19 protein-coding genes are annotated in these 21,363 nt (G+C 71.0%); 7 read left to right on the top strand and 12 right to left on the bottom strand.

The annotated features are described in order from the left end of the window. Window positions 1-158 precede the first annotated feature (158 nt). The 6 genes from EWH70_RS36140 to EWH70_RS11540 form a co-directional block, all read right to left on the bottom strand. The gene (locus EWH70_RS36140; protein WP_240686933.1) at window positions 159-512 is read right to left on the bottom strand and encodes a hypothetical protein; all 354 of its coding nucleotides are present in this window, start codon (window positions 510-512) and stop codon (window positions 159-161) included. Between the two features lie 156 nt (window positions 513-668). Then, window positions 669-1,745, bottom strand: a complete 1,077-nt coding sequence (ispG, locus tag EWH70_RS11560) for a flavodoxin-dependent (E)-4-hydroxy-3-methylbut-2-enyl-diphosphate synthase (protein WP_130475523.1) — start codon at window positions 1,743-1,745, stop codon at window positions 669-671. A gap of 17 nt (window positions 1,746-1,762) precedes the next feature. Next, the gene (ispH, locus tag EWH70_RS11555; protein WP_205669091.1) at window positions 1,763-2,731 is read right to left on the bottom strand and encodes a 4-hydroxy-3-methylbut-2-enyl diphosphate reductase; all 969 of its coding nucleotides are present in this window, start codon (window positions 2,729-2,731) and stop codon (window positions 1,763-1,765) included. A gap of 11 nt (window positions 2,732-2,742) precedes the next feature. Continuing rightward, complete coding sequence (locus EWH70_RS11550) at window positions 2,743-3,780, bottom strand: family 2 encapsulin nanocompartment cargo protein polyprenyl transferase (protein WP_130475320.1); 1,038 nt, start codon at window positions 3,778-3,780, stop codon at window positions 2,743-2,745. Continuing rightward, the gene (locus EWH70_RS11545) at window positions 3,780-5,186 is read right to left on the bottom strand and encodes a family 2B encapsulin nanocompartment shell protein (protein WP_205669090.1); all 1,407 of its coding nucleotides are present in this window, start codon (window positions 5,184-5,186) and stop codon (window positions 3,780-3,782) included. Before EWH70_RS11545 ends, EWH70_RS11550 begins: the two co-directional genes overlap by 1 nt. Before the next feature lies 1 nt (window position 5,187). Continuing rightward, a complete protein-coding gene (locus EWH70_RS11540) occupies window positions 5,188-6,603 on the bottom strand; it encodes a family 2B encapsulin nanocompartment shell protein (protein WP_165436236.1) in 1,416 nt (471 codons plus the stop codon). A 772-nt stretch (window positions 6,604-7,375) separates the two neighbouring features. On the opposite strand from EWH70_RS11540, the gene EWH70_RS11535 reads away from it, so the two are divergent. Both EWH70_RS11535 and EWH70_RS11530 read left to right on the top strand, forming a co-directional pair. Continuing rightward, window positions 7,376-8,140: a bestrophin-like domain gene (locus EWH70_RS11535; protein ID WP_130475319.1), complete on the top strand. Its 765-nt coding sequence runs from the start codon at window positions 7,376-7,378 to the stop codon at window positions 8,138-8,140. Window position 8,141: 1 nt separating this feature from the next. Beyond that, complete coding sequence (locus EWH70_RS11530; RefSeq protein WP_130475318.1) at window positions 8,142-9,233, top strand: DUF6923 family protein; 1,092 nt, start codon at window positions 8,142-8,144, stop codon at window positions 9,231-9,233. Here EWH70_RS11530 and EWH70_RS11525 read toward each other — a convergent pair. Then, complete coding sequence (locus EWH70_RS11525; protein WP_130475317.1) at window positions 9,230-9,634, bottom strand: SsgA family sporulation/cell division regulator; 405 nt, start codon at window positions 9,632-9,634, stop codon at window positions 9,230-9,232. The genes EWH70_RS11530 and EWH70_RS11525 overlap by 4 nt on opposite strands. A gap of 194 nt (window positions 9,635-9,828) precedes the next feature. Between EWH70_RS11525 and EWH70_RS11520 the strand changes: the two genes are divergently transcribed. Together EWH70_RS11520 and EWH70_RS11515 are read left to right on the top strand one after the other, a co-directional pair. Further along, complete coding sequence (locus tag EWH70_RS11520) at window positions 9,829-10,380, top strand: sigma-70 family RNA polymerase sigma factor (RefSeq protein WP_130475316.1); 552 nt, start codon at window positions 9,829-9,831, stop codon at window positions 10,378-10,380. After that, window positions 10,377-11,066: an anti-sigma factor family protein gene (locus EWH70_RS11515; RefSeq protein WP_130475315.1), complete on the top strand. Its 690-nt coding sequence runs from the start codon at window positions 10,377-10,379 to the stop codon at window positions 11,064-11,066. The genes EWH70_RS11520 and EWH70_RS11515 overlap by 4 nt, the downstream gene beginning before the upstream one ends. A gap of 458 nt (window positions 11,067-11,524) precedes the next feature. Here EWH70_RS11515 and EWH70_RS11510 read toward each other — a convergent pair whose 3' ends face one another. The 5 genes from EWH70_RS11510 to EWH70_RS11490 all read right to left on the bottom strand — a co-directional run bounded on the left by EWH70_RS11510 (window position 11,525) and on the right by EWH70_RS11490 (window position 17,531). Continuing rightward, the gene (locus tag EWH70_RS11510) at window positions 11,525-12,349 is read right to left on the bottom strand and encodes a carbohydrate ABC transporter permease (protein ID WP_130475314.1); all 825 of its coding nucleotides are present in this window, start codon (window positions 12,347-12,349) and stop codon (window positions 11,525-11,527) included. Further along, a complete protein-coding gene (locus EWH70_RS11505) occupies window positions 12,346-13,254 on the bottom strand; it encodes a carbohydrate ABC transporter permease (RefSeq protein ID WP_130475313.1) in 909 nt (302 codons plus the stop codon). Before EWH70_RS11505 ends, EWH70_RS11510 begins: the two co-directional genes overlap by 4 nt. Further along, window positions 13,236-14,504, bottom strand: a complete 1,269-nt coding sequence (locus tag EWH70_RS11500) for an extracellular solute-binding protein (protein ID WP_130475312.1) — start codon at window positions 14,502-14,504, stop codon at window positions 13,236-13,238. Before EWH70_RS11500 ends, EWH70_RS11505 begins: the two co-directional genes overlap by 19 nt. Window positions 14,505-14,586: 82 nt before the next feature. Beyond that, entirely contained in the window at window positions 14,587-16,677 is a 2,091-nt protein-coding gene (locus EWH70_RS11495; RefSeq protein WP_130475311.1) for an alpha-galactosidase, read from the bottom strand. Between the two features lie 20 nt (window positions 16,678-16,697). Continuing rightward, on the bottom strand, window positions 16,698-17,531 hold the full coding sequence (locus EWH70_RS11490) for a hypothetical protein (protein WP_130475310.1): 834 nt from the start codon (window positions 17,529-17,531) through the stop codon (window positions 16,698-16,700). Between the two features lie 185 nt (window positions 17,532-17,716). Between EWH70_RS11490 and EWH70_RS11485 the strand changes: the two genes are divergently transcribed. The 3 genes from EWH70_RS11485 to EWH70_RS11475 are packed head-to-tail and all read left to right on the top strand — an operon-like array spanning window position 17,717 to window position 21,363. Continuing rightward, on the top strand, window positions 17,717-18,934 hold the full coding sequence (locus EWH70_RS11485; protein ID WP_130475520.1) for an ROK family transcriptional regulator: 1,218 nt from the start codon (window positions 17,717-17,719) through the stop codon (window positions 18,932-18,934). Window positions 18,935-18,973: 39 nt separating this feature from the next. Then, window positions 18,974-20,359: an extracellular solute-binding protein gene (locus EWH70_RS11480; protein WP_130475309.1), complete on the top strand. Its 1,386-nt coding sequence runs from the start codon at window positions 18,974-18,976 to the stop codon at window positions 20,357-20,359. Between the two features lie 8 nt (window positions 20,360-20,367). After that, window positions 20,368-21,363 (top strand): carbohydrate ABC transporter permease, encoded by a 996-nt coding sequence (locus EWH70_RS11475; RefSeq protein ID WP_130475308.1) that lies wholly within the window; start codon window positions 20,368-20,370, stop codon window positions 21,361-21,363.

Here is a 21,363-nt window from a genome sequence, read left to right as displayed (position 1 = left end):
TCGTGCCAGCCGAACAGGAACGTGCTCAGGTCGTGCCCCGGAGAATGCGCGTGCTCGTTGCTGGACAGGATGCCGCACAGCAGGTGGTACAGCCCGGCCGCGAGCAGGCGGGACGTCTCGTGCTGGGTGAGCCGGGGCAGGGTCGCGCCGGACGCGTCCTAGACGTCGACCGGCGACACCCCTCGGCGGGGCAGCCGGGCCAGTGGGACCCAGAGCGTGTTGCCGTCCCTGGTCGGCGCGCGTTCACCGTGCTCGCGGCCGATCAGCGTCTGCAGTTCGGCGGTGGCTTCCCGCTGTCCCTCGTCGAGCAGTTTGAGGCTGACGTCGACGTCGGTGGTGCGGCGGGCCGTGCCGTGTTCGAGGACGGTCAGCCGCTCGGTGAGCCTGCGGACGTGGTTGAGCCGCAGCGAGGTGTCCAGCAGCGCCAGGCCGACGGCGGCGCCGTTGCCGGACAGCCGGGGCGGTGCGCCGGGGATCGGCACCGTCTCGACGGCGTGCCGCAGGCTGTCCATGCCATCCACGTGTGCGGTCGCCCCCTCCCCGGTCCGGACAACCGTTCTTCCAGACCTTCACCGGGAAGTCGACCCGCTTTACCCACCCGTTAAGCCGGACGCCCACATTTCGCCGGGATGGCGGAGTCATCCGCCCTTGCTTCGCTGCGGGCGCGGTCAGGTCCAATCGCGCGACAGCGCCTCCTCGATCAGCGTCTCGACGATCTTGCTCTCCGGCACCGTCCGCACCACCTCGCCGCGCACGAAGATCTGCCCCTTGCCGTTGCCCGACGACACCCCGAGGTCGGCCTCGCGCGCCTCACCCGGCCCGTTGACCACGCAGCCCATCACCGCCACCCGCAACGGGATCGGGAAGTCGGCGAACGCGGCGGTCACCTCCTCGGCCAGCGCGTAGACGTCGACCTGCGCCCGGCCGCAGGACGGGCAGGACACGATCTCCAGCCCCCGTTCCCGCAGGCCCAGCGACTCCAGGATCTGCCTGCCGACCTTCACCTCCTCGACCGGCGGCGCCGACAGCGACACCCGGATCGTGTCGCCGATGCCCTCGGCGAGCAGGATCCCGAACGCCACGGCGGACTTCACCGTGCCCTGCATCGCCGGGCCCGCCTCGGTGACGCCGAGGTGCAGCGGGTAGTCGCAGCGGGCGGACAGCTGCCGGTACGCCTCGACCATGATCACCGGGTCGTGGTGCTTCACCGACAGCTTCAGGTCGGTGAATCCGTGTTCCTCGAACAGCGAGCACTCCCACAGCGCCGACTCCACCAGCGCCTCCGGCGTCGCCCTGCCGTACTTGGCGAGCAGCCGCCGGTCCAGCGATCCGGCATTGACCCCGATCCGGATGGGCACCCCGGCGTCCGCCGCGGCGCGGGCGATCTCGCCGACCCGGTCGTCGAACCGCTTGATGTTGCCCGGGTTCACCCGCACCGCCGCGCAGCCGGCCTCGATGGCGGCGAACACGTAACGCGGCTGGAAGTGGATGTCGGCGACCACCGGGATCGGCGACTTGCGGGCCACGACGGGCAGCGCGTCGGCGTCGTCGGCCGACGGCACCGCCACCCTGACCACCTCGCAGCCCGCCGCGGTCAGCTCGGCGATCTGCCGCAGGGTCGCCTCGGCGTCGGCGGTGACCGTCGTCGTCATCGACTGCACCGACACTGGCGCACCCCCGCCGACGGCGAGGTCCCCGAGCCGCACCTGACGGGACCTGCGCCGCCGGGCGGGCCGCGCCGGCATGCCCAGCGACACCGCGCTCACCGGCGCACCACCGGCGGCAGGATGAACTCGACGGTCTCCCGCACGGTCTCCCGCTCCCGCACCGTCACCGGCCCGAGCGCCTCCAGCGCGCTCACCACGTCGCCGACCAGCCCCGGTGGTGCCGACGCCCCCGCACTCAGCCCGACCACCCGGACGCCGCCGAACCACTCCGGCCGCAGCATGCCCGCGTCCTCGACCAGGTGCGCCGGCGTGCCGCGGCGGTGGGCCAGTTCCACCAGCCGCACCGAGTTGGACGAGTTGGCCGAGCCGACGACCAGCACCAGATCCGCCTCGTCCGCGACCACGGCGAGGGCGTCCTGCCGGTTGGTGGTGGCGTAGCAGATGTCCGCGTCGGCCGGTCCGCGCAGCGCGGGGAACCGCCTGCGCAGCGCGTCGACGATCGCCGTGGTCTCGTCGACGGCCAGCGTCGTCTGCGTCAGGTAGGAGATCCGCAGCGGGTCGGGCGGGTCCAGCGTGTCCACGTCCTCCGGCGTCTGCACCAGCACCATGTGCTCCGGCGCCTCGCCGAGCGTGCCCTCCACCTCCTCGTGCCCGGCGTGCCCGATCAGCACCACCGTGTCGCCGCGGCCGGCGTAGCGCCGTGCCTCGGAGTGCACCTTGGTGACCAGCGGGCAGGTCGCGTCGACGACGTCCAGCCCGCGCCCGGCGGCCTCGGCGCGGACGGCGGGGGAGACGCCGTGCGCGGAGAACACGACGGTGGCTCCCGGCGGGACCTCGTCCAGTTCGTCGACGAACACCGCACCCCGCTGCCGCAGGCCCGCCACCACATGCGTGTTGTGCACGATCTGCTTGCGGACGTAGACCGGCCCACCCCGGCGGGCGAGCAGCTGCTCGACGATCTCGATGGCCCGCTCCACACCCGCGCAGAACGAGCGGGGTGCCGCGAGCAGCACGGTGCGGGCCCCGGCGACGGCACGCCACGCCGGTGTGGTGAAGTCCTGCAACAGGGTTCTCCTCAGTGGTCGCGGTCGGTCGCCAGGCGGGCCAGCGCGGCCAGTTCGACGGTGGCCGTCCCACCCGGCCGGACCGCCCGCAGGTCACGCAGCGCGCCGGCGAGCAGGCGGCCTGCCTGCGCGCGGCTCCACTCCCGCCCGCCTGCCATCTCGACCAGGTCGGCGGCCCGCACCAGGTCCGATTCGGACAGTGGATCCGCCCGGTGGTACAGCTCGTCCAGCGCCCGCCCGGCCGGTGTGCCGGACGTCAGCGCCGCGACGACCGGCAGCGACTTCTTGCGGCTGCGCAGGTCGGAGTGCACGGGCTTGCCGGTGGCCGCCGGGTCGCCCCAGATGCCGAGCAGGTCGTCGGCGTGCTGGAACGCCAGGCCGAGCTTCTCGCCGAACCGCCGCAGCAGGTCGGTCTGCTCGGCGCAGGCACCACCGAGCAGACCGCCCACCGCGCAGGCAGCGCCGAGCAGCGCCCCCGTCTTCGCCTCGGCCATGCCCACACACTCCGACACCGTGACGTCGGAGCGTTTCTCGAAGGCCAGGTCGGTGATCTGCCCCTCGACCAGCGCCTGCACCGCGTCGGCCAGCGTCCGCATCGCCGTGTGCGCCGCCGGGTGCCCGCAGCCGGCCACCACGTCCAGCGCCAGCGTCAGCAACGCGTCACCGGCGAGGATGGCCGGGCCGGTGCCGAACACCGCCCAGGCCGTGGCCCGGTGCCTGCGGGTGACGTCGCCGTCCATCACGTCGTCGTGCAGCAGCGAGAAGTTGTGGGCCAGCTCGACCGCCACCGCCCCGGGCACCGCGCCCTGCCCGGCGCCGACGGCGGTGGCGCCGAGCAGGGTGAGTGCGGGCCGCAGCGCCTTGCCGCCACTGGTGGTGGCGGCCCTGCCGTCGGCGTCGAGCCAGCCGAGGTGGTACCCGGCGATCCGGCGCATCGGCCCGGGCAGCGTGTCGACGGCCGCCCGCAGTGCGGGATCGACCACCGTCCGGCTCCAGGCGAGCACCTCCGCCGCGGAGCGGGCGGTCTCCCGTGCCTCCACGATGGACATCAGCGGCCGATCTCGACGCCGGTGAGCACCCCGAGGGCGTCCGGAACCAGTACGGCGACCGAGAAGTACGCACTGACCACATAGGACAGTACGGCCTTGTCGTCGATGCCCTGGAAGCGGACCGACATCCCCGGCTGCACCTCGTCGGGAAGCCCGGTCTGGTGCAGGCCGATCACGCCGTGGTCGTCCTCCCCGGTGCGCATGGCCACCACCGACGTCACCCCGGCGTCGCTGACCGGGATCTTGTCGCACGGCAGCAGCGGCACGCCCCGCCAGGAGGTGACCTGCCTGCCCTGCATCTCGACGACGGCCGGGTACAGGCCACGCCGGGTGCACTCGCGGCCGAACGCCGCGATGGCCTTCGGGTGGGCCAGCATCACCCGCGTCTTGCGCCTGCGGCTGACCAGCTCGTCGAGGTCGTCCGGGGTGGGCGGGCCGGTGCGGGTGTGGATGCGCTGCTTGAGGTCGACGTTCTGCAGCAGCCCGAAGTCCGGGTTGTTCAGCAGCTCGTGTTCCTGCCGTTCGCGCAGCGCCTCGGCGGTGAGCCGCAGCTGTTGTTCGAGCTGGTTCATCGGCTGGTTGTACAGGTCGGCCACCCGGGTGTGGACACGCAGGATCGTCTGCGCCACACCGAGTTCGTACTCCCGGGGAGCCTGCTCGTAGTCGACGAACGTGGACGGCAGCGCGTGCTCGCCCGCGTGCCCGGCGGCCAGGTCGATCGCCGCCTCGCCGTGCTTGTTGGCCGGCGGGCGGGGGGGTGCCGCGATCCGCGCCAGGTGCTCGGCCAGCTCGGGGGACTGGCCTGCCACCTCGTCGATCCGGTCCCGGCCGAGCACCAGCACGGTGCAGCGGGTGTCGGCCCTCGCGGTGAACTCCCAGATGCCGTCGGACTCCCGCAGTGCCTGGTCGCCGAGGTGGTCGCCGTCGGCGATCGTGCCCAGTGACACCTGGTCGCCGTACGGTCCGGTGCCCAGCTTGGTCATCTTGCCGTGGGCCAGCAGGACGACCTGGTCGGCCCGGTGCCCGAACTCGACGACCGTCTCACCGGCGGCCACCTCGCGCTGCTCGAACCGGTCGGCCAGCGTGGTCAGCACGTCCTCGTCGTCGAACGAGCGCAGCGCGGGCAGCTCGCCGAGTTCGCGGGGGATGACCCGGATGTCGTCGCCCACGCTGCTGAAGCCGACCGTGCCGTCGCCGACGGCGTAGCTCAGCCTGCGGTTGACCCGGTAGACGCCGCCGTCGACCTCCACCCACGGCAGGGCGCGCAGCAGCCAGCGGGGCGTGATGCCCTGCATCTGCGGAACGGTCTTGGTCGTGCTCGCCAGGTTCCTCGCCGCGGCGGTGCCGAGGCTGTTCGCCCGCGGCGGATCGAGTTCGACCTCCAGGTCGGGCTCGGTGACGGTCACCTCAGTCCTCCCGCCCGATCTCGACGTTCTCCAGGATCCCCAGCGCGTCGGGTACCAGGACCGCCGCCGAGTAGTAGGCACTGACCAGGTAGGACAGGACGGCCTTGTCGTCGATGCCCATGAACCGGACGGACAGGCCCGGCTGGTACTCGTCCGGGATACCGGTCTGGTGCAGGCCGACGACGCCCTGCGCCTGTTCGCCGGTGCGCATCAGCAGCACGGAGCTGGTCCGGGTGCCGCTGACCGGGATCTTGTTGCACGGCAGCAGCGGGATGCCGCGCCAGGCAGGCATATGGTGGCCGTTCAGATCGACGCTGCTCGGGTAGATGCCGCGCTTGCTGCACTCCCTGCCGAACGCCGCGATCGTGCGCGGGTGGGCCAGGAACACCGCCGGGTCCTTCCACACCAGCGCGAGCAGCTCGTCGAAGTCGTCCGGGGTCGGCGGGCCGGTGCGGGTGTGGATGCGCTGCTTGAGGTCGGCGTTGTGCAGCAGGCCGAACTCGCGGTTGTTGACCAGCTCGTGCTCCTGGCGTTCCCGCAGTGCCTCGATGGTCAGCCGCAACTGCTGCTCCACCTGGTCCATGGGCTCGTTGTAGAGGTCGGCGACCCGGGTGTGCACCCGCAGCACGGTCTGCGCGACGCTCAGCTCGTACTCCCGCGGCGCCAGTTCGTAGTCGACGAACGTCGACGGCAGCGCGTGCTCGCCCGCGTGCCCGGACGCCACCTCGATCTCGGCCTCACCGTGCGGGTTCTGCGGCAGTGTCCGGCCGCTGAGCGCCTGCCGGACGTGCTCGCGCAGCGCCTCGGAGTGGCCGTTGAGTTCCACCACCTGCTGCTGGCGCAGCACCAGCACGGTGCACGGCGTGACGGCCTTGACGGTGAACTCCCAGTTGCCTGCCTCGCCGCCGAGCGCCTCGTCACCGAAGTAGTCGCCGCCTGCCGCCGTGCCGAGCACCGTCTGGTCGCCGTACTGCCCGGTGCCGATCTTGTTGACCTTGCCGTGCGCCAGCAGGAAGACCTGGTCCATCGGAGCGCCCCGCTGCACGATGACCTCGCCGGCGGCGAACTCCTGCTGGGTGAACCGGTTCGCCAGCGCGACCAGCACCTCGTCGTCGTCGAAACCTCGCAGCGCGGGCAGCTCGCACAGTTCCTGCGGGATGACCTTCACCTCGGTGCCCGTGGTGGTGAAGCTGACCCGGTTGTCGCCGAGGGTGTAGCTCAGGCGGCGGTTCACCCGGTAGGCGCCACCGGAGGCCTGCACCCACGGCAGCGTGCGCAGCAGCCACCGCGACGAGATGCCCTGCATCTGCGGCACGGACTTGGTCGTCGTCGCCAGGTTGCGAGCGGCAGCGGTGTCCAGACTGGACTTGGCGGCCTCGCCGCCGAGGTCCGGTTCCGCCGACTCGGTGACAGTCACAATGAAACCCCACTCCAGAGTAGATACGGTCGTTTCCGGGCAGTATCCGGCGTGGCCGGACGGCAAATAGGCGCGGCCATGTTCGGTTAATTGTCTGATAAACCGGCGGTGAATTTAGTTCCCGTTGTACCGGCAGGGCCGAGGCTAGCACCGCCCTCCCGGACCGGTAAGTCACCCGAACGTGCCCGGCGGCGGTGAAATGCGGCAGTCATGTACTAATGCATCTCACCCTGTTCGGTGGCCGTGATGAGCACACCGTCACGTTTTCCGGCGTGTCGGGCGGGCGGGCCGTCAACGGATCGCGTCGGTATTGGTCCGGTCGGACGAGAGTGCTCTGTTCGTTCGCGGTGCCGGTTGCTCCAGGCGGGTGCTTGTCGGCTGATCTTCGTTGCCGGATAACGCGAATTGGTGCCGCCGGGTGGGGAAGCGACCAACGGTGACGGCGGGTGACGTCGCGGCTCGCCGGTTCGGCCCAGTGTCGCAACCATCGGGTTCCGGAATGGGCCTATTTCTGTTCCGGCGGATTTCGGGTGGTGATATCGAAGGTGTCGCGCGGCCACTCGGATGAACGCGATTCGGCGCCCTTGTGGGGGCAGCACGCGGTGGTTAGCTTGACTCTCGTAATTCCCGGCCGGTCGCCCGGGAATATGACGACTCGACAATTCACCCGACACGCCGGCAGGCGAGCCTGGCCGGCCTGAGGCCAGCCGTGGCCGGGTATGCCGCGCCACCGGCCACGGCTGGCGGACCGAGCTGTCCGGAAAGGACAACCATGAACATCGTCCTCAGTGGATTCCTCTGGGTCGCCGGGGCGGCGGGGCTGGCCGGGGTGACGGCGTACCTGGTGCGGCGGTTCGGCCTCGACGAGGGCAGGCCGGGCAACAACGACGCGGCCGGGCAGGTGTTCACGATCGTCGCCGGCCTGCACGTGGTGCTGGTGGCGTTCGTGCTGATCTCGCTGTTCGACGCGGTCACCGCGGCACGGGACAGTTCCTACCGGGAGGCCGACAGCCTGGTCGCGACCGGATGGGCCGCCGACTCGCTTCCCGAGCCCGCCCGCTCCCGGATCCGGCAGCTGACCAGCGAGTACGCGGCGACGGTCGTCCAGCGGGAGTGGCCTGCGCTGCGGTCCGGCGAGCAGGTGCCCGGCGGTGGCGACGGGCAGCTCGAACAGCTGCGGCAGACGATCACCGGCGCGCAGATCGAGGACAACGACTGGGAGGTGGGCCGTAAGACCGAGGCGATCGACCAGCTGTGGGAGGTCTACCAGGCCCGGCAGGAACGGCTCAACGACAGCCACGGTGTCGGTCTGGGCGCGGTGGTCTGGTTCGTGCTCGTGCTGGGCAGCGTGATCACCATCCTGATGCCGAACATGTTCGGCGGGACCAGGCTGCTCACCCACGTGATCATCGTGTCCACCCTGGCAGGCACGATCACCCTGCTGCTGTTCGCCATCTACCAGCTGCAGAACCCCTACGGCGTGGGCGCCCGGCTGGAACCGGACGCGTTCCGCTGGGCGCTGGAACGGCTGGCGTGAGATGCGGCTGCCTGCCGTGGTGCTGGTCGCGATCGCCGCCACCGGGCTCGGGCCGGTGGCGAGGGCGCAGCCGGCCACGTGTGTGATCCTGCAGGCCGTCCACCGGCCGGGCTACGCGGCGCTGGAACGGGTCGAGCTGCCGTCGGGCCGGGTCACCAGGACGACCCGGCTGCCCTCGCCTGCCAACGCGCTGGGACACCTGCCGGGCACCGGGCGCGGCTACGCGTTGTCCGGCGGGCGGGTGCTGGCGATCGACCCGTCAGGCCGGGTGAGCGACCTCGGCAGGCTGAGCGGGCCGGCCGCCGGGGCCACCGCGGGGGTGGTGCGCGGGGACCGGTGGTACCTGCGGCGCGGTGCCCGGCTGTACACAGTGGACATCCGGCCGGGCAGCCCGACCTATCTGAAGGCGGCCTACGCGGTGTCGCTGCGCCCGGCCGGGGCGGCACTGGACATCGACGACCTCGCCGCCGACCCGGCCGACGGCCTGTTCTACGGGGTGACCAGCCACCGGCCCGGCAGGGCGGGGGTGGTCAGCGTCGACCCGCGGACCGGAGCGGTCCGGACGCTGCCCTCGCCGGTGCTGCCGCCGGCCACCGCCTACGGCTCGGTGGTGCTCACGGGGGACGGAACGCTCTACGCCACGGCCAACAACGCCACGGGACGGGCGCGGACCTACCGGATCGACCGGCGGGCCGGTACGGCGCGGGAACTGTTCGACCGGCCGCCGGTGCTCAGCTCCGACGCCACCGGGTGCCTCGGCTCGGCGCCCCCGCCGGTGCCGCCGCCCGCGACCACGACACCCCCGCGGACGACCACTACGACAACAACAACGACGACGACCCCGCCCCGTCCGCTGCCGCCGGTCCCGCCCCCGGCGCCGACGCCCACGACCTCCGGGGCGAACGCGGTCGCGCCCACCGGGCCCCGGCCGAGTGCCATCCCGACGTCCAGACGGGACCGGCCGTTACCGGTGCGGCCGATCGCCGAGCCGAAACGCGACGACGGCACCGAGGACAAACGCCGGTGGGGACTGGTGGCGGTGCTGCTCGTCGTCGGCGGTGCGGCCGCGGCACGTCATCTCGTGCGCCGTTAGACGCCGGTCAGCTCGCGGATCAGCGCGTCGACGTCGAAGTGGTCCTCCTCCTCGCCGTACGGCACGACCGCGGCCGTGGCGGTGAGGAAGCGCTCGACGTCCTCGCGGTGGATCTCGACCAGTGCGTAGCCGTCCGGCGACTCGATCTCCACGGCGTAGAGCTCCTCGGCGCTGGCGAACTCCGGGCGCACCCGCACGTCGCCCTCGCCGACGGGTCCCTCCAGGCCGGCGGTGAGCAGGTCGCGGGCGAAGGTCCACTCGACCCAGCGGCCCGGCTCGGCCTGGAAGGCGAGCGAGACGGCGTAGGGCTGGGCTGCCTGGTAGGACAGCCGGGCCAGCACCGGCGTGCCGTTGCCGTTCAGCGTGACGAGCTGGTGCTGCTGCACGGAATCGGTGATCATGGCTCACCCTCCTTCGGGTCGGTTCGTTGGCGGTGGGACAGCCCGCCCGTGGCCTCGTGACGTGGGCTTTCGCCGGTTCAGCCGATCCGGTGTGTCCCGGGCCACAACGGGGGAGCAGACTGCGGTGAACCGAACCGGCTCGCGGGCCGTGTTGCCTGACATGCTGTGCCCTTCGGGCGGGGAGGAGTAGGCCGATGGCGGGTCGGTGGTCCCGGAACCGGGAACCCGCGGCCGACGAGGCGCTGGTCAGGTCGGTGTACGAGGAACACGGCAGGGCCCTGCTGGCCTACGCCACCCGCCTGACCGGGGACCGCGCGGCCGCGGAGGACGTGGTCCAGGAGACCCTGGTGCGGGCCTGGCGTAACCCGGACGTGCTGGTCAACGGCAAGGGCTCGGTCCGCGGCTGGCTGCTGACCGTCGCCCGCAACCTGGTCACCGACCGCGCCAGGGCCAGAGCCGCCCGGCCCCCGGAGGTCGCCGAGACCCCCGAGCACCCGCCGGTGCAGCGCGACCACGCCGACTCGGTCGTCGACTCCGTGGTCGTGCTGGAGGCGCTGGACCAGCTGTCCGACGACCACCGCGCGGTGCTGGTGCAGATCTACTTCCAGGGCCGCAGCGTCACCGAGGCGGCCGCCGCGCTCGGGGTGGCGCCCGGAACGGTGAAATCACGGTCCCACTACGCGCTGCGGACCCTGCGGGGGACGGCGCTGGGACGGCAGTTGGCGACGCGGGGGGTGGCCGGATGACCACGCAACACCACGCGCACCTTCTCGGCGCCTACGTGCTGGGTGCGCTCGACGAGCGGGAGGTGCGTGCCGTGGAGGAACACCTGGCGACGTGCCGCCAGTGCGTCGCCGAACTGGACGAGCTGCGGGCCATCGACCGGGCACTGGGCGAGGTGCCGCCGGAGGCACTGCTGGACGGCCCGCCCGAGGGCGGCGACCTGATGCTGCAGCGGACGCTGCGGGAGGTCCGCGCCGAACGCGGCGGGCGGGAGCGCCGCCGCCGTGTCGGAACCGGGATCGTGGCCGCCGTGGTCGCGGTGGTGTTCGTCGGCGGCGGTGTGGTCGTCGGCAGGGTCACCACCCCGCCGCAGGTCGTCACCGCCACGCCGGCGAATCCGGCCGGCACGAAGGTCAGCTCGGTGACCGACCCGGGCACCGGCGTCCGCATGACCGCGACGGTGAAGCCCGCCGCCGGCTGGGTGCGCACCACCATCGACGTCGCCGGCATCCCCGAGGGGCAGAAGTGCCGGATCGTCGTCGTCGACACCGACGGCGGACGGCACGAGGCAGGCAGCTGGCTGGTGTCGAAGAAGGGCGCGACCGAGGGAGCCACGCTGGACGGCTCGGCACTGGTGCCGCCGGACAAGGTGGCCGCGGTGGAGGTGGAGAATTTCGACGGGAAGCGGTTCGTCTCCGCGAAGCTCTGATGCACGTGAAGGCCACCATCACCACGTCACAGACGTGGGTCCCGGCAAAGTCGGTGTGCGGCGGGGTGGGTGATGGTCCCGAGCGCAGAACTCGCGGGCCGGAATGCAGAACTCGCGTGCGTGAGTGCAGAACTCACGATGTGGACGCCGGTTCTCCGGTGGCGCCGGTCGCCCGCGTGGGGTCAAGTTCGTGAAGGCCACCTTCATTACGTGTGACGTGGTGAAGGTGGCCTTCACGTGCTCTGGTGCTTGCTGGGTTGTCTCGTTCGTGGTGGCTGGTGGGGTGGTTGTGGTGTTTGAGGCTGGTGGGGCGGGTGTGCCGGGGTGAGTGCGGATGTGGTGGCGTCTGATGCCGTGAAGGGGGCCCTTACGGCAATCGCCCGGACTCTGGACTGTGCCGGAGCCCTGGCGTCTCATGCCGTGAGGTGGCCTTCACGAGCTTTACCCGGCCGCCCGGGTCAGCCCTTCGTCGCGCCGCCGGTCAGGCCCTTCACGAAGTGCTTCTGCAGGAACAGGTAGAACAGCAGCACCGGCAGGGTGGCCAGCAGCATCAACGCGAACACGCTGCCCAGGTCGGCCTGGTACTGGCCGATCGATCGGTAGATGCCGGTGGTGACCGTGGTGCCCTGGCTGGGCCCGAGGATCACCAACGGATTGATGAAGTCGTTCCAGATCCACACCCCGAAGAAGATCATCACGCTGGCCGTGGCCGGACGCAGCAACGGGAACACGATCCGCCAGAACACCTGGCCACGCCCGGCGCCGTCGAGCAGCGCCGCCTCCTCCAGCTCGACCGGCACCCCGCGGATGAACCCGGTGAACACGAACACCCCGAACGGCACGTAGTAGCCGACGTTGAACAGCACCAGGCCCTGCAGCGTGGTCATCAGGCCGAGCAGGTTGAGCACGTCGGCGATCGGGATGAGGATGACCTGCGGCGGGATCATCAGCCCGGACAGCAGCACCAGCGTCAGCACGCGGGTCCACCGCCTGCGGGTCCGGGCCAGGTAGTGGCCCAGTGTCGCCGACAGGACGGTGAGCACCGCTACCGACAGCGCGGTCACCACGATGCTGTTGGTCAGCGACACCCAGAACAGCTGGTCCGGCCGGGTCAGCACGGCGACGATGTGGTCCAGCGTCGGCGGCACCGGCGGGGCGATCGGGTCGCGCGCGATGTCCTCGCCGGGCTTGAACACGTTGGCCAGCACCAGATACAGCGGGACGGCGAACAACGCGCTGAGGAACAGCGCGCCCAGCGGCCGTAGCCAGGGTGGCGCGGTCACAGGTCGACCTCCCTGCGCTGTAACAGTTTCAGCACCACGGCGGTCACGCTCGCGACGATCACCAGCATCACCACCGCCATCGCCGAGGCGTAGCCGACGTGGTTTGCGTCGAACCCGGTCTGCAGCACGTTGAACGCGATCGTCGCGGTGGCACCGGATCCGGGGCCACCGTTGGTGATCACCTTGACGTAGTCGTAGGTCTTGAACGCCGAGATCAGCAGCACCACCGTGTTGATGGTCAGCGACGGCGCCAGCAGCGGCCAGGTCACCGCGCGGAACCGCCGCACCGGCCCTGCGCCGTCGATCTCCGCCGCCTCCAGCAGTTCCGCCGGAACGCCCTGCAGCCCGGCCAGGTACACCACCACGCAGAAGCCGAGCATCTGCCAGCACACGATGGACGCCAGCGAGTACAGCGCGAGGTCCGGATCGGACAGCCAGCCCGGCGGGTCGTCGACGCCCAGCGCACGCAGCGCCTGGTTGAGCGGTCCCTCGTTGTCCAGCAGCCGGGTCCAGATGATCGAGACCACCACCGAGCTGAGGATGACCGGCGTGAAGAACACGCTGCGCAGGGCGTTGTACAGCCCGCCCCGCTTGTCCAGCAGCAGCGCGACGCCCAGGCCGGCGAGGTTCGGCACGATCACCACGATCAGCGTCAGGACGCTGGTGACCCACAGCGCGGTGAGGAACTGGTCGTCGGCCAGCAGCAGCAGGTAGTTCTCCAGCCCGGTGAACTCGGCGGGCGGGCTGAACGGGTTGTAGTCGGTGAGGCTGTAGGCGACGCTGATGCCGATCGGCGCCAGCACGAAACAGAGATAGACCAGGACGCCGGGAGCGCCGAAGGAGACGAAGTGCCACAGCCGGGGCAGGACCGGCCTCCGGCGGCGCCCTACCCCGCTTTGGACCATTCCGCGTCCAGGAAGGCACACACTTCGGCAGGCGACTTGCCGTTGATCACGTCCTGCGCGGCGCGGTAGATCTTGTCCTTGAACCCGGGCAGCACGCCGTCGTCCGCGGTCTCCCAGGCGAACGCGTTGACCACCGCGTTGCTCGCGACGGCCTCCTGGTAGAGCTGGTAGCCCGCCCGGTAGACGGGTCCGGTGTCGGCGGGCGGCTGGTAGCCCTTGATCGCCGGGATCAGGCCGTCGGCCTTCACCGACGCGTCGAGCTGGCCCTTGTCGAGCTGGAAGCCCAGCGCGAGCTTCTTGGCCGCGTCCAGGTTCTTCGACTTGGCGTTGACGCTGATGCCGCCGCCGGTGTAGGCGGGGACGACGAGTTTGCCGTCGGCGGTGGGGAAGTTGAACACGCCGATCTCGAAGTCGTGCTTCTTGGTGTCGGCGTTGGCGGCGAACCAGTTGCCCATCGGGTACATCGCGCCCTTGCCGTCCAGGAACGCCTGCTCGGTGGCGGCGTAGTCGCGCGACAGCGTGCCCTTGTCGAGGTAGCCCCGGGTGGACAGCTCGGCGAACTTGCCCACCGCGGCGACGAAGTCCGGATCGCTGAACTTGACGTTGCCTGCCCGCCGCTGGGTCATCCAGTCCGGGCGCTTGCCGTAGACGTCGGTGCTGACGATCCCGGTGAGCAGCATCGAGGACGGGAAGCCCTCCTTGCCGCCGCCGATGACGAACGGCTGGTGCCCCTTGGCCTTCAGCTTGCCGGCCGCGTCGAGCAGTTCGGCCCACGTCCTCGGCGGCGCGGTGACGCCGGCGTCGGCGAACATCGTCTTGTTGTAGTAGACCGGCGGGATGGTCTGGGTGTTGGCGGGCAGCTGGTGGTGCCCGCCGCCGATCGGGTTGGCGCCGGGGAACTGGAACGCGCCCAGTTCCTCGGGCTTCCACGCGTAGAGGTTGCCCGACTCGGCGAACCCGGCCGGGTCGACGGCGATCATCACGTCGGGGAACTGCCCGGACTGCAGCAGCTGCTTGGCATACGACGTCCGGTCGGTGCTGGGGGCCACCAGCTTCTTCACCCGCATGCCGGGGTTGGCGTCGGTGACCCGTTTGATGGCCGCGTCCCAGTACGCCGGGGTGAGGTTGGGTGTCTCGAACGTCAGGAAGGTGATCTCGGCGCCGCCGGAGGAGTCCTGGCTTCCGGAGCCGTCCTGGACCGAACAGGCGGCGAGGAGCAAGGCCGCGCACAGAACCAGCGCTCTTCTCATTAGGGCATTCGATCCGATGTCTGACCGCCTGTCAAGGTGGATCAGATATCAAATCTGGGGTTGTAACCACGATACGTCGGATCTATCGACCGCCGATGAGGTGGACGACCGTGCTCGCGTAGTCGCCCCGCGGCAGGTCGAGCGGGAGCCCGGCGGCGTGCAGGACCGCGCCGTGGTGCCGCTGCCCGGTGGCCGCGTCGGTGTACCGCGCGCCGGGGTCGAGCGCACGCAGCGGGACCGGCGACGGCGGCACGCCGTAACCCGTGCTCACCCGGAACGCGAACACGACCGTCTCGGCCCCGTGCACGTACTGCAGTGCCTCCACCCCGGCCGCCGGGGGAGTGAGCCGGTACCGGTCGCCGTCGTGCACGACGTGCCGGATCCGCCGGTACAGCGCGACCAGCTCACGTGCCTCGGCCAGGGCGTCCGGCGGCCAGGCGGCGATGTCGCCGCCGATGCCGAGCGCGCCGGTCATCGCCACGTGGGCGCGGAAGCGCAGCGGTGTGTGGCGTCCGGTGAGGAAGTTGGGCGAGTCGGTGACCCACGCGGCCATCGTGCGTGCCGGATAGACCTGGGCGTAGCCGTCCTGGATCCCGAGCCGGTCCACCGGATCGGTGTTGTCGGAGGTCCAGACCTGGTCGGTCCGGGCCAGCATGCCGAGATCCGCCCGCCCGCCGCCGCCCGAACAGGCCTCGATCTGCAGGCCGGGGTGCCGCTGCCGCAACGTGTCCAGGATCGAGTGGACGGCCCGCACGTGGCCGGTCCACAGCCGGCCCGGGTCGGCGGCCTCCGGCCAGCCCGCCTCGGTGAACGGGCGGTTGGCGTCCCACTTGAGGAAGTCGATGCCGTGCTCGCCCACCAGGCGGTCCAGCCAGTCCAGCGCCCAGGCGGCGACGTCGTCGCGGGCGAAGTTGAGGACGAGCTGGTTACGCAGCTCGGTGCGCCGCCTGCCGGTCTCGTGCAGCACCCAGTCCGGGTGGGCGCGGTAGAGGCCGGAGTCCGGGTTGACCATCTCCGGCTCGACCCACAGCCCGAACCGCATCCCGAGCCCGTGCACGTGGTCGGCCAGCGGCTTCAGGCCGCCGGGGAACCGGTCCGGCGACGGCCACCAGTCACCGAGGCCCGCGTTGTCGCCCGTGCGCGCGCCGAACCAGCCGTCGTCGAGGACGAACAGCTCCACGCCCAGCTCCGCGGCCAGTCCGGCCAGCTCCCGCTGACCGGCCTCGGAGACGGCGAACCCGGTGGCCTCCCAGGAGTTGTAGACCACCGGCGCGGGCTCGGCGGCCGCCGGGCTGACGTGCCCGCGCACGTAGTCGTGCCAGCTCCGGCTCGCGGCACCGAAACCGCCGTCGGTGTAGAGGCCGGCGCACACCGGCGTCGTCACCGTCTCCCCGGGCTCCAGCGACCAGGCGACGCCCTCGTGGCCGGAACCCGCCGACACCGACACCCGGCCGCTGGTGCCCCGCCGGACCGTGGTGCGCCACGAGCCGGACCACGCCAGCGCCATGGCACACACCGCGCCGTGGTCCTCGGTGGTGTCGCCGGGGTCGAGCATGACCCACGGGTTGCCGGTGTGCCCGGTCGCGCCGCGACGGCTGGTACCGGTCCACTCGCCCGCGGCGAGGAACTCCCTGCGCAGCTGGAACTCGCGGCCCCAGTGGCCGGTCACCGAGCTGATCCGGTGCTCGCGCCACGGCGGCAGCAGCCACGCGGCGGAGTCCAGCCGGGTGACGGTGACCGCGGCGTCGCCGTCGTTGGTCAGTTCCGCCCAGCGCTCGACGACCTCGTCGCGGACCCGGTAGCCCAGCGTCAGCCGCAGTCCGGCCCGCTCGTCGGCGAGCCGGATCCGCAGCACCGGTCCGTCCACTTCGGACCCGGCGTAGGTGGTCTCGGCCGTGTGTGAGCCGTCGGCGAACCGGACGGCCAGCGCGGGCGGGCCGAACCGGGCCCCGGCCTCGGCGGGGAACTCGTCCAGGCCGTCCTCGGGGTTGTCGAACCCGTCGTAGTGCTCGCGGATGGGCGGCACCGCCGTCCGGACCTGTTCCAGCGTCAGCCGTGGCCCCCAGTACACCGGGCGCACGCGGCCGTCGCCGGTGAGCTGGACCGCGTAGGCGGTCCGGGCCGTGGACAGCAGCCAGATCCGGTCTGCCGGGTCGAACTCGATCGCGGTCATGGCCCCATCCTGGGGCCTGCTCAGCTCCGGCGGAACCGCCAGGTCTTGCTGTCGAACGCGACGCAGATGCCGGGGGACATGACCACGACCCGCAGGGTGGCGTCGCGTTCGTCGAAGTCGATGCCCTGGCTCTCGAACTCGCCGGAGCAGCCGCTCTCCAGCGGCAGCTGGCCCAGCCCGGTCACCCGGCCGGTGACGTCGCCGCCGGACAGCGGGCCGGCGAGGTCGACCTGGAGCAGCGGCTTGGTGAAGCCGAGCGTGCTGGTGGGATCGTTGGAGGAGCACAGCAGCTGGGTGTCGGTGACGAAGTCGCAGCCCTGGATGTCGCGGACCTGCCGGTCCAGCCGGATGGCGAAGGCGTAGGGCAGGTTGGTGGCGGGGTCGGTGTGCGCGACGCCGGGCATCGGGTGGACCAGCAGGCGGCCCATCGTTCCCCACTCGCCGGTGACCATCCACCGGCCGTCGGGCGAGACGGCGGAGAACGAGTTGTTGTTCGCCTCCCAGGACTCCAGTGCGTGCTGGTACTCCGCCCAGCTGCCGTCGGGTGCCTGGACCCGGAACAGCTTCGGGCCCCGGTCGTCGCGCTGGTAGGGCTCGACGTAGAAGCCGCGGGCCGAGCCGGGGTCGCCGACGTGGTTCCAGCCGCGCGAGGACAGCGAGCCCGGGATGGTGCCGATGCCGGTGTAGCGGATGGTGGTGCCGGACGGCCGTTCGACGGTGGCCAGCCCCTGGCTCTCGTCGAGCGGGCGGGCGCGGTCGGAGCCGATGCGCTGCCACGGTCCGGTGGCGGCGGCGACGCCGGGGACGAGGGAGAGGGCCAGGGCGAACACGGCGAGCAGGGCGGTGCGACGCATGGTCTATACCTATCAGCGCGCCACTCCGGCCGGTACCCGCCGGACGGTGGGCGCGGGTGAACCGGCGCCAAACTGACCGTTGACGGTTGTGGTCGCGCTCACTAGAGTCGTTCGAAACCGTCTGGAAAGTTAACAGATTAATTACGGCGTGAGGGGGTGGGCGAGTGCGTGCGGGAAGCCCCAGGTTGCTGCGTGAGATCAACGATCGCGCCGCCATCGAGACGTTGCTGCGCGAGGGTCCGCTGACCCGGTCCGATCTGGAGTACGTGATCGGACTGTCCAAACCGGCCACCGCGCAGCTGCTCACCAGGCTGGAGCAGGACGGCATCGTGGTGAAGGACGGTGTCCGCGGCGGCGGGCGCGGCCCGCGGGCCCAGCTGTGGTCGGTGAACGGGGCGGTGGCGCATGTCGCCGCCGTCGACCTGACGGCGCACGCCACGGAGTTCGCGATCGCCGACGTGACCGGGCGGGTGCTGGCCGAGCACAGTGCGACGCTGCCGGTGGCCGCCGGGGCGGACGTCGTCGCGGCGTTCCGGACCGCGCTGACCGGCGCGGCGACGGCGGCCGGGCTCACCCTGGACAACCTCAAGCACGTGGTGATCGGCGCACAGGGTGCGCTGAACCCGGCGACGGGTTTCCTCGAATCCGCACCGCATCTGCCCGGCTGGTCCGGGTTCGACCTGCCCGGCAGCCTCTCGGCCGACCTCGGTATGGGCGTCACGATCGAGAACGACGTCAACCTCGTCGCGCTGGAGGAGATGATCTCCGGCGAGGCGGCCGATCTTCGTGACTTCGCGCTGGTCTGGCTCAGCGAAGGTGTCGGTGGCGCGGTCGTGGTCGGCCGCAAGCTGCTGAAGGGCGCCAGCGGTGGCGCGGGCGAGATCGACTTCATGCGGGTCCCGGACACGGGCACCCGCGCGGACGTCGGCAGCGAGCGGTTCGGCGACCTGGTCGAGTCGCCCGCCATCGTCGCACTGGCCGCCGCGCACGGCATCACCGCCGGCAACGGCTGGGACGCGGTCACCGCGGCACTCGAGGCCGGCGACGACGGCAGGCTGTTTCTCACCGAACTGGCCGGCCGGGTGGCCGCCGGGGTGGCCAACATCGTCAGCGTCGTCGACCCGGAGGTCGTGCTGCTGTGCGGCGCGGTCAGCCACGCGGGCGGGCAGGTCCTCGCCGACCTGGTCGCCAAGCGCCTGCACGAGCTGGTGGTCCCGCGGACCCCGGTCGGGCTGGCGTCGGTACCGGGAAACCCGGTACGCGCGGGCGCGCTGCACTCCGCGCTCGCCGTGGTGCGGCAGGACATGTTCGGCCTGCCGCCGGCCATGTACGAAACGCTCCCCGGGTCCCGTGGGCCCGCGGTGGGAGAACCGGGCTCGGCCTCGGCCGTCGCGGTTCCCTGACTCGTCCCCCCACAACATCCACCTCGACAAGGAGGGCGCATGCGCTCCACGACCACCGCCGCCGCCCGGCAGGGCCGGTTCCGCCGGCGCGGCTTGATATTCCTGGCTACCGCCACGGCGGCGCTGCTGACGGCGTGCTCGGGGGCCGCGAGCGGGCCCGCCGGTGACGGCGGTGGCGAGGCGGCACCGGCGCCGGGCAAGGACGACAAGCTCACCCTCACCGTCTACAGCAAGTTCAACAACCGCGAGTACGGCGTGGTGACCGAGGGGCTGAACAGCCTCAAGAAGAAGTTCCCGAACATCGAGATCAAGCACGAGGGCAACCAGGACGACGACAAGCTCACCCAGTCGATCCGCGGTGGCAACCCGCCCGACGTGGCGATCTCCTTCTTCACCGACAACCTCGGCGCCTGGTGTCACAGCGGCAGCTTCCTCGACCTCAAGCCGTACATCGAGCGGGACAAGATCGACCTGAACGTCATCCCGGAGGCGGTGCGCAGCTACACCGAGTTCGAGGGCAAGCGCTGCGCCATGCCGATGCTGGCCGACGTCTACGGCTTCTACTACAACAAGGACATGTTCGCCGCGGCGGGCATCGCCGCCCCGCCGAAGACCACCTCCGAGCTGCTGGAGCAGGCCAAGCGGCTGACCCAGTTCAACCCGGACGGCTCGATCAAGGTCGCCGGTTTCCTGCCGAACATGCCCTTCTACAACAACCAGGCGCAGATCTGGGCACCCAACTGGGACGCGCACTGGCTCGGGCCGGACGGCAAGTCCAACCTCGCCGCCAGCCCGGAATGGAAGGAGATGTTCAACTTCCAGCGCCAGCTCATCGACTTCTACGGTCACGACAAGCTGACCCAGTTCAAGGCCGGCCTCGGTGACGAGTACTCGGCCGACCACGCCTTCCACCGCGGCAAGATCGCGATGATGTTCGACGGCGAGTACCGCACCGCGTTCCTCAAGGACCAGGCGCCGCAGATCAAGTTCGGCACCGCGCCGCCGCCGGTGGCCGACAGCAAGCCGCAGCGTTACGGCGGTGCGTTCACCACCGGCACGATCATCGCCATCCCCAAGGGCGCGAAGAACCCCGGTGCGTCCTGGGAGCTGATCAAGCAGATGTCGCTGGACACCGACACGCTCGTCCAGCTGGGCAACGGCCTGAAGAACGTGCCGAGCACGACGACCGCGCTGAAGGACCCCCGCCTGGAGGTCGACGAGACCTTCCGCCCGTTCATTACCATGTTCGAGAGCGGCAAGCTGCTGCCCAACCCGACCACCGCGATCGGTGACGCGCACCTGAAGGCGGTCAACGACTTCGCCGAACGCTGGCAGGCGGGCAGCGAGCCCGACCTGGAGGCCGGTCTGCGCAGGGTGGACGCGCAGATCAACGACGAACTGGCCCAGAAGAGCGGCGGCAGGTAGCGCCACTGATGACCACCGTCACGCAGCCGCGGGCGGAATCCTCGTCCCCGGTCACGCCGGCGCCCCGGCGTGCACCGGGGGCGAGGTCCCGCAACCGCCGCCTCGTCGTACTCGGGTTCATGGCGCCGGCGCTGATCGGGTTCCTGATCTTCTTCGGCTACCCGCTCATCGCGACCGTGTACTACTCGTTCACCCGCTACGACCTGGTGAACGCTCCACAGTGGATCGGCCTGGACAACTACATCCGGATGTTCACCACCGAGCCGGTGGTGGCCACCGCCGCGTGGAACACGCTGTGGCTGGTGGTCGTGCTGACCGTCACCAGGGTGCTCTTCTCGCTCGGCGTGGCCTCGGTCATCGCCCGGCTCAAGAGCGGTGTCGGCCTGGTCCGGACGTTGTGTTACCTGCCCGCCCTGGCGCCGCCCGCCGCCGCGACACTGGCGTTCGTCTTCGTGTTCAACCCCGAATTCGGCCCGGTGAACCGGTTCCTCGACCTGTTCGGCATCGACGGCGGCCTGTGGTTCAACGACCCGGCGATGTCGAAACCGTCGCTGACCCTGCTGGTGCTGTGGGGCTCCGGCGAGCTGATGATCATCATCCTGGCCGCGCTGCTCGACGTGCCGAAGGAACAGTACGAGGCCGCCGAACTCGACGGCGCCGGCCCGGTCCGCCGGTTCTGGCACGTCACGCTGCCGACGATCTCGCCGGTGCTGCTGTTCGGCGTGGTGAACTCGATGATCTTCGCGTTGCAGTTCTTCACCCAGGCGGTGGTGGCAGGCGGCGTGGTGTCGGGCAGTTCCGACGTCGCGGGCAACACGAAGTACATCGGCGCGCCGGAGAACTCGACGCTGACCTACCCGGTCTGGCTCTACGTCCAGGGCTTCCGCTACTTCAACATGGGCTACGCCGCGGCCATGGCCGTGCTGCTGTTCGTCGTCTCCTTCGCCTTCACCGCGGTGCTGGTGCGCCAGCTGCGCAAGCACTCGGCCGCGGAAGGGAACTGA

The organism is Amycolatopsis suaedae (genome assembly GCF_004214935.1).
Taxonomy (GTDB): domain Bacteria; phylum Actinomycetota; class Actinomycetes; order Mycobacteriales; family Pseudonocardiaceae; genus Amycolatopsis; species Amycolatopsis suaedae.
This window is presented reverse-complemented; position numbering and strand designations above follow the sequence as displayed.